This window comes from Streptomyces sp. ADI96-02 (assembly GCF_003846185.1).
In the GTDB taxonomy this organism is placed as follows: Bacteria; Actinomycetota; Actinomycetes; order Streptomycetales; family Streptomycetaceae; genus Streptomyces.
The window spans coordinates 2,381,068-2,396,549 of sequence record NZ_ML123034.1 but is presented as its reverse complement, the minus strand read 5'-3'; the positions used below and the strand labels follow the sequence as shown (position 1 = coordinate 2,396,549).

8 protein-coding genes and 1 pseudogene are annotated in these 15,482 nt (G+C 74.5%); 4 read left to right on the top strand and 5 right to left on the bottom strand.

Annotation, left to right across the window (positions count from 1 at the left end; translation table 11 throughout):
- Positions 1-13: 13 nt before the first annotated feature.
- From EES43_RS10420 to EES43_RS10400, 5 genes are all read right to left on the bottom strand, one after another.
- Positions 14-2,251: a bifunctional glycosyltransferase/CDP-glycerol:glycerophosphate glycerophosphotransferase gene (locus EES43_RS10420; RefSeq protein WP_124268476.1), complete on the bottom strand. Its 2,238-nt coding sequence runs from the start codon at positions 2,249-2,251 to the stop codon at positions 14-16.
- Positions 2,252-2,464: 213 nt separating this feature from the next.
- Positions 2,465-3,391: a carbohydrate ABC transporter permease gene (locus EES43_RS10415; RefSeq protein WP_124268475.1), complete on the bottom strand. Its 927-nt coding sequence runs from the start codon at positions 3,389-3,391 to the stop codon at positions 2,465-2,467.
- Positions 3,388-4,779, bottom strand: coding sequence for a carbohydrate ABC transporter permease (locus EES43_RS10410; RefSeq protein ID WP_124268474.1), 1,392 nt, complete (start codon positions 4,777-4,779; stop codon positions 3,388-3,390). The genes EES43_RS10415 and EES43_RS10410 overlap by 4 nt, the downstream gene beginning before the upstream one ends.
- Before the next feature lie 4 nt (positions 4,780-4,783).
- Complete coding sequence (locus EES43_RS10405) at positions 4,784-6,148, bottom strand: ABC transporter substrate-binding protein (protein WP_124268473.1); 1,365 nt, start codon at positions 6,146-6,148, stop codon at positions 4,784-4,786.
- Between the two features lie 189 nt (positions 6,149-6,337).
- A complete protein-coding gene (locus tag EES43_RS10400; protein WP_124268472.1) occupies positions 6,338-10,021 on the bottom strand; it encodes an FHA domain-containing protein in 3,684 nt (1,227 codons plus the stop codon).
- A gap of 544 nt (positions 10,022-10,565) precedes the next feature.
- Here EES43_RS10400 and EES43_RS10395 point away from each other — a divergent pair.
- The 4 genes and pseudogenes from EES43_RS10395 to EES43_RS30585 form a co-directional block, all read left to right on the top strand.
- A complete protein-coding gene (locus EES43_RS10395; RefSeq protein WP_124268471.1) occupies positions 10,566-12,290 on the top strand; it encodes a serine/threonine-protein kinase in 1,725 nt (574 codons plus the stop codon).
- Between the two features lie 146 nt (positions 12,291-12,436).
- Complete coding sequence (locus EES43_RS10390; RefSeq protein WP_124268470.1) at positions 12,437-13,681, top strand: serine/threonine-protein kinase; 1,245 nt, start codon at positions 12,437-12,439, stop codon at positions 13,679-13,681.
- 99 nt (positions 13,682-13,780) lie between these two features.
- The gene (prfB, locus tag EES43_RS10385; protein WP_124268469.1) at positions 13,781-14,887 is read left to right on the top strand and encodes a peptide chain release factor 2; all 1,107 of its coding nucleotides are present in this window, start codon (positions 13,781-13,783) and stop codon (positions 14,885-14,887) included.
- Positions 14,888-15,235: 348 nt separating this feature from the next.
- Positions 15,236-15,482: pseudogene (locus tag EES43_RS30585) on the top strand (hypothetical protein); the annotation flags it as partial.

The following is a 15,482-nucleotide window of genomic DNA, read 5'->3' as shown; positions in this document are numbered from 1 at the left end:
CGGCGGCCGGGCCTCAGCGGCCGAGGCGCGCCCCGGCCGGCTGCTGCGCGGGCAGCGGCGGGCGGCGCGCCGCCGACGGCGCGGGCAGCGGAAGCCCGTCCGTCTCGCCGAGGAAGACCCGCCGCACCACGCGCTCGGACGCGTACCCGTCGTCGTACGGGCAGAACCGGGCGCGGAACGCGGCCCGCAGCTGCGCCGAGCGCGAGCCGCGCCAGTGGTCCGTGGCGAAGATGTCGACCAGGTCGTCCAGGCCGCGTGCGACGATGCCCGGCGGGAACGCCGTGATGTCGAAGTAGGTGCCGCGCGCCGCCTCGTACGCCTCGACGTCGTCCAGGTGCAGCACCACCGGGCGGTCCAGGTTGACGTAGTCGAACATCAGGGACGAGTAGTCCGTGATCAGCGCGTCCGAGGCGAGGGCCAGCGACTCCACCGACGGATGGCCGGTGACGTCGATGATCCGCGGATGCGGCGCGGGGCCGGCCGCACCGGCGAGCGGGGCCGGGCCGGACATCCGGTGGGCGCGGACCAGGATCACGAACCGCGGCCCCAGCACCCGCGCCAGCCGCTCCAGGTCCGGTCCGGGCCGCCCGCCGCGCCGGTAGTCGCGGTGCGTCGGCGCGTACAGCAGGGCGGTGCTGCCGGCCGGGACGCCCAGCGTCTCGCGCAGCCGGGCCACCTCCTCGGGCCCGGTGCGGTGGTAGACGTCGTTGCGCGGCGAGCCGTACTCCAGCGTGGTGTACGCCGACGGGTAGGTCCGCTCCCACACGAGGGTGGAGTGGTGGTTGGCGGAGAGGGAGAAGTCCCACTTGTCGACGTTGCGCAGCAACTGCTCGAAGTCGGTGCCCCGGGCGGCGGCGGGCCGGTCCACCAGGTCGGTGCCCATCGTCTTGAGCGGGGTGCCGTGATGGGTCTGGAGCAGGATCTGGGAGCGCCGCTTCACCAGCCGCCGGTCGAAGTTGACGTTGTTGACCAGGTACTTGGAGCGGGCCAGCGCCGTCCAGTACGCGAAGGTGCCCGGCGCCAGGTGACGGGTGCCGGTCGGCACGGTGTGGGCGTCGGCCGGGCGGCAGATCCAGCCGGTCCGCAGCCCCGGCACCAGCTCGCGCGCCTTCGCCTCGATCGCCGCCGGGCCGCACGCGTACCCGCCGTTCCAGTAGGCGGCGAACACCGCGTCCCGCGAGCGGACGGGCAGCAGCAGCTGGATCCGGTAGTGCGCCTGGAGCGCGGCTCCGCGCACCGCCCGGCGCAGCGCCCCGGCCACGGTGCGCGCCCGGCCGGTCAGCCGCTGGGCCGTGGACAGGGCCCGGTAGGTGCGACGGGCGCCCAGCCGCATCAGGCCGTGCCGCAGCAGGGCGCGGCGGGGCGCGCGGGCGCCGGGGACGCGGTGGCGGCGGGCGGAGGCGGCGGCCCGGCGGAAGAACGCGGCGCGGCTGTGCAGCGGCAGCCGGTCGCGCGAGGCGAAGACCGTGGCGAAGTGGTCCAGCATCCGGCGGTAGAGCACCGGCCGCCACCCGGCGAGCCCGGGGCGCGCGTCGATGAACGCGAACACCCGGTCGTACTGGTCGAAGATGTCGAAGTGCTTCTCGCTGGTGGTGGTCAGGATGTTGCCGCGCCGCCGCTGCCGGTAGGAGACGCAGACCGCGTCCAGGACGGCGATCGACCCGGCCGACATCAGGACCGGGTACGTCCAGGGCGTGTCCTCGTAGTAGCCGGGCGGGAAGGAGAACCCCTCGGCCTCGACGAACGCGCGGCGGTACGCCTTGTTCCAGACGACCATGAGGAGCCGCAGCAGCTCCGGGCGGTCGGTGAGCCGGAAGGAGGCGGGGCCGCCCTCGTCGAGGTGGGCGGCCAGGACGTTGCGCACGCTCCGGCCCGACCAGTAGGTGCGGGCGTAGTCGTACACCAGGACGTCCGGTTCGCCGGTCGCCCCGATCCGGTCGGCGATCGTCTGGAGCGCCTCGGGCAGGAGGGTGTCGTCGCCGTCGAGGAAGACGAGGTAGTCGCCGCCCGCGCGGGCGATCCCGGCGTTGCGGGCCGGTCCGAGGCCGGTGTTGCGGTCCAGGTGCAGCGCGCTCACGCGCGGGTCCCGGCCCGCGTACTCGTCGGCGATCGCCCCGCAGGCGTCGGGCGAGCAGTCGTCGACCACGATGATCTCGTAGTCCTTGAAGGACTGGCTCAGCACGGAGTCCAGACACGCGTGCAGATACGCCTGGACCCGGTACGCGGGCACGATGACACTGAACCGGGGCACTACACATCCATGGGTCGTTCGCGAGCTGCAGGTGGCCCGCAAACGTCGGATGGAATGACAGGGTTACGCCGGACGTGGCATTCGGGGGAAGTACGCGCCGCGGCGGCCCGGTTCCGGGGAACCGGGCCGCCGCGTGTTGACGTACGTCCGTACGCGCCGTCAGGCGTACGGGCCTTGTCGACGGGGCTGTGGGAAAGCCCTGCGGGAAGGCCCTTACTTGACCGCTCCCGCCATGACGCCGGAGACGAACTGCCGCTGGAAGGCGAAGAACACCGCCAGCGGGATCACCATCGAGACGAACGCGCCCGGCGCCAGGACGTCGATGTTGTTGCCGAACTGCCGCACCTGCTGCTGGAGCGCCACCGTGATCGGCGGCGCGTCGGAGTCCGCGAAGATCAGCGCGACCAGCATGTCGTTCCACACCCACAGGAACTGGAAGATGCCGAGCGAGGCGATCGCCGGACCGCCCAGCGGCATCACGACCCGGGTGAAGAGCCGGATCTCGCCCGCCCCGTCGAGCCGTGCGGCCTCCAGCAGTTCGCGTGGGATCTCCGCGAAGAAGTTCCGCAGGAGGAAGATCGCGAACGGCAGGCCGAAGGCCGTGTGGAACAGGATCACGCCCAGCGTCGTCTCGAAGATCCCGATGGCGCCGAAGAGTTCGGACACCGGGATCAGGGCGACCTGCACCGGCACCACGAGCAACCCGACCACCAGCAGGAACAGCCAGTCGCGGCCGGGGAACTCCATCCAGGCGAAGGCGTATCCGGCCAGCGAGCCGATCACCACCACCAGGACGGTGGCGGGCACCGTGATCGCGACGGTGCTGAGGAGGGACCCGGTGATCGTCGTGTTGTCCAGCAGCCGCTGGTAGTTGTCGAAGGTCAGCTCGGACGGGGCGGTGAACACCTTCCACCAGCCGGTCGCCGCGATGTCCTCGGCCCCGCGCAGCGAGGAGAGCAGCAGCCCGATCGTCGGCATCAGCCAGAACAGCGCCACCAGGACGAGGAAGACCCGCATCACCCCGCCGCCGGCCCGTGTCGCGATCCGGGCGGCGAGGGACCGGCGCGCGCCGCGCGCGGGGGCCTTCGCGGACCCGGCGGCGGGCGGCTGCCCGGTCCCGACCGCGGTGGACTCGCTCATCGTCGCCCCTCCTTCCGTATCCGGCGGATGTTGAACAGCATCACCGGGATGACCAGCAGCAGCAGGAGCACCGCGATGGCGCTGCCGACGCCCAGGTCCGCGTCCGTGCCGAACGAGGACCGGTACAACTGGAGCGCCAGGACGTTCGCGTCGTCCTGCGAGGAGCCCGGCGCGATGATGAAGACCAGGTCGAAGACCTTCAGCACGTTGATCATGAGCGTCACCAGCACCACCGCGAGGACCGGAGCGAGCAGGGGGACGGTGATCCGGCGGAACACCTGCCACTCGTTCGCGCCGTCCACCCGGGCCGCCTCCAGGAGTTCGCGGGGCAGCCCCGCGAGCCCCGCCGCGATCAGCACCATGGCGAACCCGGCCCACATCCACACGTAGCTGCCGATGATGCCGGGCGTCACGAGCGACGGACCGAGCCAGTCGACGCCGTTGTACGGCTCGCGGAAGTTCTCGGCGGGCAGCCGCAGCAGCGCCCCGTCCGCCGAGGCGGGCAGGGTGAACGATCCGTCGGCCCCGGCCGTCGTGGCGGCGACGACCCGGCCGTCCTTGACGGCCTCCACCTTCAGGCCCTTCAGGCCCAGTTCCTTCGGGTCGACGGTGTTCGGCCTTCCGCCGCCGCCCCGCGTGAAGTCCAGCCAGGCCGTGCCGGCGATCCCGTCGCCCGACGCCGCCGGGGCCGCCGCGGCGGGCCGCGCGTCGCCGGGCATCTTCGCGGGCAGCACCCCGACCAGCGGCAGCAGCGCGGGCGCGCCCGCCCGCACCGGCTCCTTGGTCACGAACGAGCCGCCGCCGCCCGCCTTCAGCGGATGCACGGGCAGCGGGTGCGCCTTGGGGAACCCCGACGACTCGGAGAACGTGTCGTGGACGCCGACCGCGACGGCGTTGGCGACCCCGCGCTCGGGCGCCTGGTCGTACACCAGCCGGAAGATGATGCCCGCCGCCAGCATCGAGATCGCCATCGGCATGAAGACGATCAGCTTGAACGCGGTGCCCCAGCGGATCCGCTCGGTCAGCACCGCGAACATCAGGCCCAGCGCGGTGGCGATGGTCGGGGCGAGCACCACCCAGATCGCGTTGTTCTTCACGGCCGTCAGGATCGTGGCGTCCGTGAACAGCGCGCGGTAGTTGTCGAGGCCGGCGAAGCCCGTGCCGGGCTGGTCGAGGAACGAGCGGTAGACCGAGTACCCGATCGGGTAGAGCACCAGCGCGCCGAGCAGCACCAGGCCGGGCAGCAGGAAGGCCGCGGCGAGCCACCGGCGGGTGCCGGTCGCACTCCGGCCGGTCCGCTTCGGCGGGAGGGACGGGGAGGGGGAGGGCGTCGGACCCGTATCGGCGGGGGGCGCCGCTCCGGCGTCCCCCGCGGTCGTTGTCGTCATCGCGTCAGCTCGTGAACGCCTTGGCCGCTTCGGACTCCAGTTTCTCCTGGGTCCCGGCGATGTCCTTCGGGTTCTTCAGGAAGTCCTGGAGGATCTTCCACTCGCCCTTGCCGGGCGTGCCGCCGAACGACTGCGGGGCCTGGTCGGACATGTCGAACCGCACGTCGTCCCCGGCCGCGACGAGCGCCCCGGCCATCTCGCGCTGTACGTCGTTGGGGTACGCGGCCAGGTCCAGCGCCTTGTTCGGCGAGATGAACCCGCCCGCCTCCGCCCAGATCCGCGCCGCGTCGGTCGAGGCCAGCCAGGTCAGCAGCGCCTGGGCGCCCTTGCTGTCCTTGAGCGCCACCGCCGCGTCGCCGCCGGTCACGACGGGGGAGTCCGCGCCGACCGCCGGGAACGGGAAGACCTTGGCGTCCGTGCCGATCTCGGCCTTGGTCTGCGCGATGTTCACGGAGACGAAGTCGCCCTCGAAGACCATGGCGGCCTTGGGCTGGTCGCCCCCGGTGAACGTCTGCGTCACCGAGGCCGGGAACTCCGTCTGCAGCGCGCCGTCCGCACCGCCCGCGATCAGGTTCGGCTTGCCGAAGAGCTGGGCGAGCGTGGTCAGCGCGTCCTTGACGGAGGGGTCGGTCCACGGGATCTCGTGCCGGGCCAGCCGGTCGTACTTCTCCGGGCCCGCCTGGGACAGGTAGACGTTCTCGAACCAGTCGGTGAGGGTCCAGCCGTCCGCGCCGCCGACGGAGACCGGGGTGACCCCGGAGGCGGAGACGGTCTCGGCGGTGGTCAGGAAGTCCTTCCAGGTCTTCGGCTCACTGGCGCCCGCGTTGTCGAACGCCGCCGCGTTGTACCAGATCAGCGACTTGTTGGCGGCCTTGAAGTACACCCCGTACTGGGTGCCGTCCACCGCGCCGAGATCCTGCCAGACCTGCGCGTAGTTACGGCTGAGCTGTGCCCGCGCCTCGTCCCCGACGGGCTTGGCCCACTTCTTGGCCACCGCCTGCTGGACGGCGCCGACCTGCGGGATCATCGCCACGTCCGGCGGCTCACCGCCCGCGATCTTCGTCCCGAGGAAGTTGACGATCGGGTCCTGGGCCGGGACGAAGGTGACCTTCGCGCCCGTTCGCTTCTCGAACTCGTCCAGCACCTTGGTGAAGTTGGCCTGCTCGGGTCCGGTCCAGACCGCGGCGACCGAGACGTTCTCCCCGTCCAGCTTCGGCAGGGTCACGCTCGGCGCGCTGTCCGTGCCCTTCCCCGAATCGTCGCCCGGCTTCTTCGTACCGTCGCCGTCGCCTCCGCAGCCGGTGAGCGCCAGCGCGCCCACGGCCGTGAAGACGAGCGCGGCCCTGCGTATGGAAAGGGTTGTGCGCATTCCGTCCCCGTCTCTTCCGTACGCGCCCGGCCACGTCGCTGTGCGCGGGCTGCGTCGTCCGTGGGCACAGTCCTACGCCCGCGCGACAGGGCCCGCAATACCGCCGACAGGCCGAAACGGCCGATCGTGATGGCCTCGTGACGTGGCATCAGGGAATGAACACAAGGGCTGCGGGAAGGGTCAGGAGCGTCACCCCGGGAACGGCGCGAGCGGCGTCGGACGCTCCGCGTTCACCGACCGCGCGGCGCGTTCCAGAGCGCTGGCGAGCAGCGCCAGATCGGTCGGTCCGTTGCCCAGCTCGCGCACCGGCCGACGGGTCGGCGGATCGCCCATCCGCTCCCACTCCAGCGGGACGACGGTGGGGCGCAGCGTCGCCGTACGCGGGATGCGGCCCGTGACCCGGCCGCCCTGGAACGGCGTCACCCGGCCGTCCGGATGCCCCAGCCGGCCCCGGCCCGGGGCCGGTTCGTCCGGGGAGGGCGGCAGGACCGGCGCGTCCAGCACGATCCGCAGCCGCGCGCCCCGGGCCAGCTCGGTGTCCTCGGTGCGGTCGGGCCGCGCGGAGGCGGCGACCAGGTGCACCCCGAGCCGTCCGCCGTCGCGGGCCACGGCCTCCAGCGCCCGCACCACGGAACCGGCGGCGGGCCGGCCGGGGCTGCCGAGCGCCGGAGCGACCAGCGCGTCGTAGTCGTCGACGAGCACGACGAGCCGGGGCAGCGGCGACGGCCCCGGGTCCGCCGCCCGCGCCGCGGCCGGTCGCAGCCGCAGCGTGCCGGTCGCGGGGGAGTCCAGGTCGCCCCGGCGCTCCGCGCCGCTCGACGGACGCCGGCCCGCCCCCCGCTGGGAAGCCTCGTGGCTCTCGTGCCAGGCGGCGAAGTCCAGCGGGCCGAGCAGTTCGGCGCGGCGCTTCAGCTCACCGCCCAGCGCCTGCGCGAACTCCCGCATCCGGACCGGGTCGTTGGCGGTCAGGTGGCCGAAGACGTGCGGCAGCTCCGTACAGGGCAGCAGCCCGTCGCCGCGCTCCTCGGGCTTCCCGCCGGACCCGTCGACCAGCAGGATGCCGAGCCGGTCGGGCCGGGCGGCGGAGGCCAGCGAGGCGGCGACGGCCCGCAGCAGCTCGGTGCGCCCGCTGCCGGCGGGGCCCTCGACGAGCAGGTGCGGGCCTTCGTCGGCCAGGTCGACGCTCAGCGCGCCCCGGGGGCCCGCCCCCAGCACGAGCACCGGCCGGGCCGTACGGTCCCCGGCGCAGGGCCCGCCCGGCGCCTGCCCGGCCCGTCCCTCCGGCGGCTGTCCGGCGTGCTCGGGCTGCCCGGTCCGGACCTCGCCGCCCTGCGGACCCACCCGTGCGGAGGCGCGGGCCGGGTCGCCGGAGCCGGCGGCCGGGTACGGCGTGCGGCCCGGGTTTCCGGTCGCGGTGCCGGGGTACGGCGTGCGGCCGGAGCCGGGGGCCTGAGGGGCGCGGTGCTGTTCGGCGGGCGTGCGCTGCGGGCCGACGCGCGGACCGGTGCTGAGGGTGCGGCCCGAGCCGGGACCGTCCGGCTCCGTCCGGGGTGGCGGGGCGGCGGCGGTCCGGGGCGTCGACGCGCCCGGCTGCCGCTCCGCCGTGGAGGCCCAGCGGGCCATCAGCGACGCCGGAGTGGCGCGGGCCAGCCCCAGTTCGTCCAGCAGCCGGGACGACGTCGGCAGCGCCGCGGTGGTGGGGCGGCCCGGCAGCGTCGCCGAGCCCTCGTCGCGCAGCGGCGCGAGGGCCCGCCCGAACCGCTCGGCCCACGCCCCGGATACCGCGTCCACCGCGGCGACCGTGCCGTGGCCCGCCGCTCGGCCGCCCGCCGTGCGCAGCAGCCGCAGCGCCGTGGCGACGTCCCCGCTGAGCATCGCGACGGCCCCGCACTCGCGGAAGGCGATGGAGGCCCTGCAGGCGGTCTCGTACGTCGCGGCCACCGGCGAGGTCGGGGAGGCGGCGGGGGTCTCGGCCAGGCAGATCAGATGGATTCCGGCGGCCGGTCCGGCCGCCGCCAGCCGGGCCGTCGTCTCGCGCAGCTCCGCCGAACCGGGGTCGCCGTCCAGCACGACCACCGTGTGCGGACCGGTGTGGCGGCGGGCGGCCTCGGCGACCGCGTCCCGGTCCAGGTGCGGCCAGCCGGGGCCGAGCGGCCCGTCGTCGAGACGGCGCACCAGCTCGGCCGTCCGGACGTCTGCCTGCTCGCGGTCGTAGGCGAGGAGGAGGCGGCAGTCCTGGCCGTGCGTCGGGCGCAGGTGCGGCAGCCAGCCCAGCCAGGACCACTCGCGCCGCCGCTCCTCCAGCGAGCGGGCACGGTCCGTGCTGATCAGCACGATCTCCAGGTCGAACGGGGAGTGCAGGGCGGCGAGCTGCGCCACCGTCGAGCGGGCCAGTCCCGCGAGCCGGGCCCGTGGTCCGGCGAGCCCCAGCGAACCGGCCTCGCGCAGCCCCACCGTCACCGGCACGGCGGGCACGTCACCCCGGTCGGTCGTCCCGAGCCGCACGACCAGCGCCTCCGGGTGGCCGGTGTGGCGCTCCCAGAGCCGGGGCCCGGGGCCGAGCGCGGTCAGCAGCACGGCGGCCGGGTCCGGCCAGGTCCCCTCGGGCGCGGACGGCAGCGCGGAGAAGGGGGAGAGCGCGGAGGAGGGGGAGGCCAGGTGGCCGGAGCCGCCGGAGGAGTCGTAGGAGTCGTACGAGCCGTGGGAGGACGCCGAGGAGTCGTGGGTGGCGGCCGGATCGTAGGTGTCGTACCTGCCCGGACCGCCCGCGTACCCGCCCGGACCGCCCGCGTACCCGCCCGCCCGGCCCGCGTACCCGCCCGTCCCGGCGTCGTACGCGTCCGCTCGGCCGTCGTACGCCCCGCCCCCGCCGTCGTACGCGCCGAAGCCGTGCGGAGAGCCCGGGCCGCGGGCCGCGCCGCCGTCGTGCGGGTGGCGCTCGCGGCGCTGGTCGCGGCCGGACCGCTCCGCTCCGGTGCTCTCGCTCCGGCCGCCGCCCTTCAGCCGCCGCGCCCAGGCGCCTATGCCGCCGCGCCGGGGCTCAGCGCCGCCTCCGTACGCCTCGTCGCCGGAGGGCTCGTGGAGGAGCGCGGCCGGGTGCGGGGCGGCGGGCCTGGCGGTCTCGCCACGCTGCCCCGGGAACGAGCCGTCGCCGGAGCCGCCCGCGCCGGGTCGGGCGGCCGGGGAGTCCGGGGCGGCGCGGCCGGAGCCGTGCGCCTCCGCGTCGGCGCGGGTCACGCGCAGGTGGCCCTCGCCGTCCGGGGCCGTCGCCAGCGTGGCCGTACGGGAGCCCGCGGTGAGGCGCAGCGCCGACTCGCCGAGGCGCAGCAGCGCGCCGGGGGCGAGCGCGACCGGCCGGTCGCGGACCTCCGCACCGTCCAGGGAGGTGCCGTTGGTGGAGCCGAGGTCGGCGACGGAGACCCGTCCGTCGTCGGAGACCGTGACCGCGCAGTGGAGCCGCGAGACGTCGGGGTCGTCCAGGAGGACGTCCGCCTCGGCCGAGCGGCCGATCCGGACGCGCCCGCCGTGCAGCAGATGGACCCCGCCCGCGTCCGGTCCGGCCACCACGTGCAACTGGGCCGGGACGGTGTCGTCCGCCGCCTCGTCCGGGCCGGGGACCTGGAGGGAGAGCACCGCGCCGTCGACCAGGGGCGGCTCGCCCAGGGCGATGCGCTGGGCGTCCAGCCGCTCCCGTCCGGCGAAGAGGACCACCGCTCCGCCGCCCTGGGAGGTCTCCGGCCCGGAGACCGCCGAGGCGAGCCCGGAGGCCACGGCGGCGAGCGCCGTCCCGGCGGGGGCGGTGACGAGCACGTCGCAGGTGCGCGCCGGGGTCTGGCCGCTGCGCGGCGCGAGGACGGTCAGCCGGATCTGCATCGCCGTCGGCGGTCCCTTCTGCGCGGGGTGCCCGGCAGGGGAAACGCCCTGTGATTCCCCCCACCCGGCACGGACACGTCGTCCGTACAGGTCGTCACGCACCGCGAGGCTCCGCCCTCGCAGGTCCGTGCTGGAGGCATCCTCGCACCTGCCGCCGACAACACGCCCGGCGGTCACCTTTAAATGATCTTGAATGGTCGGCTGTGGGCGCAAAAGTGCCTGCTTGCGTCCGGTTCCCGCCGCCCGCCGGGCCGTCGGAAGAGCCGTCGGGCGCACTCCGGCAGGCGTGCGGCACACGCGTTCGGGCGGCGCGCGGCAACCAACTGTCCGGTGTGCGCGTCTTTCCCCGAAACGCGGCCCGGACGCACCCTGGACGCGACCCGGGCGGGCCCGTGCCACGGCCGGAAAGCGACAGGAGCCCGACGGGAACGCGGTAGTGCCGGGACTCGCCGGTGCCTGGTTCGACGGCATTAGAGTGGGCCGGAACATCCGGGCGGGCCCGGGGGGACCCCGCAAGCACCACGATCAGCAGGGAGCGCATGACGTGCGGCCGGTAGGCAGCAAGTACCTGCTCGAGGAGCCGCTCGGACGCGGCGCCACGGGCACCGTCTGGCGAGCCCGCCAGCGGGAGACCGCGGGCGCCGAGGCGGCCGTCGCGGGTCAGCCCGGCGAGACCGTGGCGATCAAGGTCCTCAAGGAGGAGCTGGCCAACGACCCCGATGTCGTGATGCGGTTCCTGCGGGAGCGCTCGGTGCTCCTGCGGCTCACGCACGAGAACATCGTGCGCACCCGGGACCTCGTCGTCGAGGGCGATCTCCTCGCCCTCGTCATGGACCTGGTCGACGGGCCGGACCTCCACCGCTACCTGCGCGACAACGGCCCGTTCAGCCCGGTCGCCGCCGCGCTGCTCACGGCGCAGATCGCCGACGCGCTCGCCGCCAGCCACGCCGACGGCGTCGTCCACCGCGACCTCAAGCCCGCCAACGTGCTGCTCGACGAGCGCGACGGGCAGATGCGCCCGATGCTCACCGACTTCGGCATCGCCCGCCTCGCCGACTCCCCGGGGCTGACCCGGACCCACGAGTTCGTCGGCACCCCCGCCTACGTGGCGCCGGAGTCCGCCGAGGGCCGTCCGCAGACCTCCGCCGTGGACATCTACGGCGCGGGCATCCTGCTGTACGAACTGGTCACCGGCCGCCCGCCGTTCGCCGGGGGCACCGCACTGGAGGTCCTGCACCGCCACCTCAGCGAGGAGCCCCGGCGCCCCGGCAACGTGCCCGCTCCGCTGTGGACGGTCATCGAGCGCTGCCTGCGCAAGGACCCGGACCAGCGGCCCAGCGCCGAGAACCTGGCCCGCGGCCTGCGCACGGTCGCCGCGGGCGTCGGCGTGCACGCGAACTCCGCGCAGATCGCCGCCGCCGAGGGAGTGGGCGCGCTGCTCGCACCCGACCCGGAGCCGACCGCGGTGCCCGGGACGCCCGGCGCGGCCGACCCGACCCAGGTGCTGCCGAGCACCGGGGGCTCCTACGACCCCGCCGCCCCGACCAGCGTCCTCCAGCAGACGGGCGGTCCGGGCCAGGGCGGCAGCGGTCCCGGCGGCCACGGGCCGGGCGGCGGCAACGCCGACCCGACCGCCGTCATGCCGCCCGTCCCGCAGCGCCCCGACGGGCCGCCGCAGCCGGACGGGCCGCACCCCTGGCAGTCGCAGCTCCAGGCGGCCCGCGACCGCAACGAGCAGACGCAGGTCCAGTACCTCGACCCCAGCCAGGACCCGCTGCGCCGCCGGCCCCAGCGCCAGGCCGCACAGCCGCAGCAGCCGCCGCAGCGACCGCAGCCCCCGCAGCAGCGGCCCCAGCAGTACCCGCCGCAGCAGCAGCCCCAGCGCTACCAGCAGCAGGCCGCCCAGCCCTACCAGGCCCCGCAGCCGCAGCAGCCACCGCAGCCCCAGCGGCAGCAGTACGCGCCGCCGCAGCAGCCGCCGCCCCGGCAGCCCGCCCAGCGGGAGCCGGTCCAGCGGGAGCCGCGCCCGCCGCGGCAGCGCAGCGCGAACCCGATGCGCATCCCCGGCCTCGGCTGCCTCAAGGGCTGCCTGTTCACCGTGGTCCTGCTGTTCGTCGCGGGCTGGCTGATCTGGGAGCTGACACCGCTCCAGGGCTTGGTCGCCCAGGGCAAGGGCTACTGGGAGGCGATCGGCGACGCCATCGGGACCGTGACCGGCTGGATCTCCACGATCGGTGACGCGGGCGGCTCCGGCACCGGAGGGGTCTGACCCGCACCTGAGTCCCTTTGTCGACTTCTCCGGGCCGATTTGGCCCGGAGAAGTACGGGTTGGCGCCGACCCGGGCACGCAACACCCCGAACGCCGCGTAACTTTGTCGACCGGGGGGTCCAACGCCAGCCGCTGAGGGAGCAGTCTTGGCACGGAATATCGGCAGCCGGTACACCGCCCACCAGATCCTGGGGCGCGGCAGCGCCGGCACGGTGTGGCTCGGCGAGGGGCCCGAGGGTCCCGTCGCCATCAAGCTGCTCCGCGAGGACCTCGCGTCCGACCAGGAGCTCGTGGGCCGCTTCGTGCAGGAGCGCACCGCCCTGCTCGGACTCGACCACCCCCGCGTGGTCGCCGTGCGCGACCTCGTCGTCGACGGCACCGACCTCGCCCTGGTCATGACCCTCGTCCGCGGCACCGACCTGCGCACCCGGCTGGACCGCGAGCGCCGCCTCGCGCCCGAGGCCGCCGTCGCGATCATCGCCGACGTCGCCGACGGGCTGGCCGCCGCGCACAAGGCCCACGTGGTCCACCGCGACGTCAAGCCCGAGAACATCCTGCTCGACATGGAGGGCCCGCTCGGCCCCGGCGGCGCGCACCCGGCCCTGCTCACCGACTTCGGCGTGGCCAAGCTCATCGACACCCCGCGCCGCACCAAGGCCACGAAGATCATCGGCACCCCGGACTACCTGGCGCCCGAGATCGTCGAGGGCCTCCCGCCGCGCGCGGCCGTCGACATCTACGCCCTGGCCACCGTGCTCTACGAACTGCTCGCCGGTTTCACGCCCTTCGGCGGCGGCCACCCCGGCGCGGTGCTGCGCCGCCACGTCACCGAGACCGTCGTGCCGCTCCCCGGCATCCCCGAGGAGCTCTGGCAGCTCCTCGTGCAGTGCCTGGCCAAGGCCCCCGCCTCCCGGCTGCGCGCCTCGGAGCTGGCCTCCCGGCTGCGCGACCTGCTGCCGCTGCTGGCCGGCATACCGCCGCTGGAGGTGGACGAGCCCGGCGCGGAGGGGCCCGGCGAGCAGTCTCCGGCCTACGACGAGCAGCAGTACACCCCGGCCGCCGAGGAGCCCCGCCGTCGCGGCGCGGTCCCGCTGGTGCCCGGCTCCGCCCCGGACTCCAACCGGGACACCCACACGAGTATGCGCGTCCCGGCCCCGGACGAACTGGCCGGAGGCCCCCTCGGCACGGCCCGCGCCCCGCGCGCCCCGGGCCGGCCGCGCCCCGGTTCCGCCCGCAACAGGTCGGCCGCCGTCCGCAAGCGGCGGATCACGCTCGGCCTGGCCGCCGCCGCCCTGTGCGGAGCCGTCGCGGTGGGCGGCTGGCTCGCCGCCGGCGGCGGCGACGGGCCCGCGCCCCAGGACAGCGAGAACTCGGCCCCGGCCACCCCGTAGCGCGCCGCGGGGACGGCGCGGAGCGCCCGTGACCCCCGGTACGGAGGCCGGTTCCCGGGTGAGGGCAAGCTTCTTCCGCCCAGCCGTTACGCTGGACCCGTGGCAGTCGTCGATATTTCCGAAGAGCTGAAGTCCCTCTCCTCGACCATGGGGTCGATCGAGGCCGTCCTGGACCTGGATGCGCTGAGGGCGGACATCGCCGCGCTCGAGGAGCAGGCAGCGGCGCCGTCCCTGTGGGACGACCCGGAGGCGGCCCAGAAGATCACCAGCAAGCTCTCCCACCTCCAGGCCGAGGTCCGCAAGACCGAGGCGCTGCGCGGTCGCATCGACGACCTCGAAGTGCTCTTCGAGCTCGCCGAGGACGAGGGCGACGCGGACGCCCTGGCCGAGGCCGAGGCGGAGCTGGAGTCGGTGAAGAAGGCGCTGGACGAGATGGAGGTCCGCACGCTGCTCTCCGGCGAGTACGACGCGCGCGAGGCCCTGGTGACGATCCGGGCCGAGGCCGGCGGCGTCGACGCCGCCGACTTCGCGGAGAAGCTCCAGCGCATGTACCTCCGCTGGGCCGAGCGGCACAACTACAAGACCGAGGTCTACGAGACCGCGTACGCCGAGGAGGCCGGCATCAAGTCGACCACCTTCGCGGTGGAGGTCCCGTACGCCTACGGCACGCTCTCCGTCGAGCAGGGCACCCACCGGCTCGTGCGGATCTCGCCGTTCGACAACCAGGGCCGCCGGCAGACCTCCTTCGCGGGCGTCGAGGTGCTGCCCGTCGTCGAGCAGACGGACCACGTCGAGATCGACGAGTCCGAGCTGCGCGTCGACGTCTACCGCTCCTCCGGCCCCGGTGGTCAGGGCGTCAACACCACGGACTCCGCGGTCCGTCTGACCCACCTGCCGACCGGCATCGTCGTCTCCTGCCAGAACGAGCGCTCGCAGATCCAGAACAAGGCGTCCGCGATGAACGTCCTCCAGGCGAAGCTCCTCGAACGCCGCCGCCAGGAGGAGCAGGCGAAGATGAACGCGCTCAAGGGCGACGGCGGCAACTCCTGGGGCAACCAGATGCGTTCGTACGTCCTGCACCCGTACCAGATGGTCAAGGACCTGCGTACGGAGTTCGAGATGGGCAACCCCGAAGCGGTCTTCAACGGCGAGATCGACGGCTTCGTCGAAGCGGGCATCCGCTGGCGCAAGCAGCGCGAGAAGTAGCCTCGCCCGTACGACGGTTGGGCCCGGACGGTGATCCGTCCGGGCCCTTCGCATGCGGTCGGACGACGGCGATCCGGGGAGAAGCGGTGACCGATGCGTCACAGTCGTGCTACCGCATAGCCGTCAAAGGCCCCTATAGCGGGGCGTACGACGCGCAACGGCCTTGACGTAATCCTTAACTCTGGCCAGGGTGCTGAAGCAGCATGCGTATGTCCGGGACGGGTGTGAAACCGGGGGCCGGCGGGTGACCACGACACGACGTGGGCCCACCGAGAGCGATTCCCCGCAGGGCCGCGGCCCGCATATGGCTGCTCCACTGACGAGATCGGCTACTGGGGGTAGCAACAGATGACCAAGAAGACGCGCATCCGTGTCGCGCGGATCGCCGCTGGTGCGGTTATCGCCGCGGGTGCCTCGCTGACCGCCGCGGGTGCGGCGCAGGCGGTCGGCATCGGTATCGGCGTGGACGGCGACGAGACCGTGGCGGCGGAGGTTTCGCCGCTCGGCGGCGAGGGTGACGATGGCGGCACGAGCGGCGGCCCGGGCGGCGTTGACGCCGGGGCCGACGGCGGCGTCGGTGGTGCTGACGGCGGTG

Coding starts and splice junctions, on each gene's coding strand:
- EES43_RS10400 (WP_124268472.1), bottom strand. CDS start 10,021: ATGCAGATCCGGCTGACCGTCCTCGCGCCGCGCAGCGGCCAGACCCCG.
- EES43_RS10415 (WP_124268475.1), bottom strand. CDS start 3,391: ATGAGCGAGTCCACCGCGGTCGGGACCGGGCAGCCGCCCGCCGCCGGG.
- EES43_RS10405 (WP_124268473.1), bottom strand. CDS start 6,148: ATGCGCACAACCCTTTCCATACGCAGGGCCGCGCTCGTCTTCACGGCC.
- EES43_RS10410 (WP_124268474.1), bottom strand. CDS start 4,779: ATGACGACAACGACCGCGGGGGACGCCGGAGCGGCGCCCCCCGCCGAT.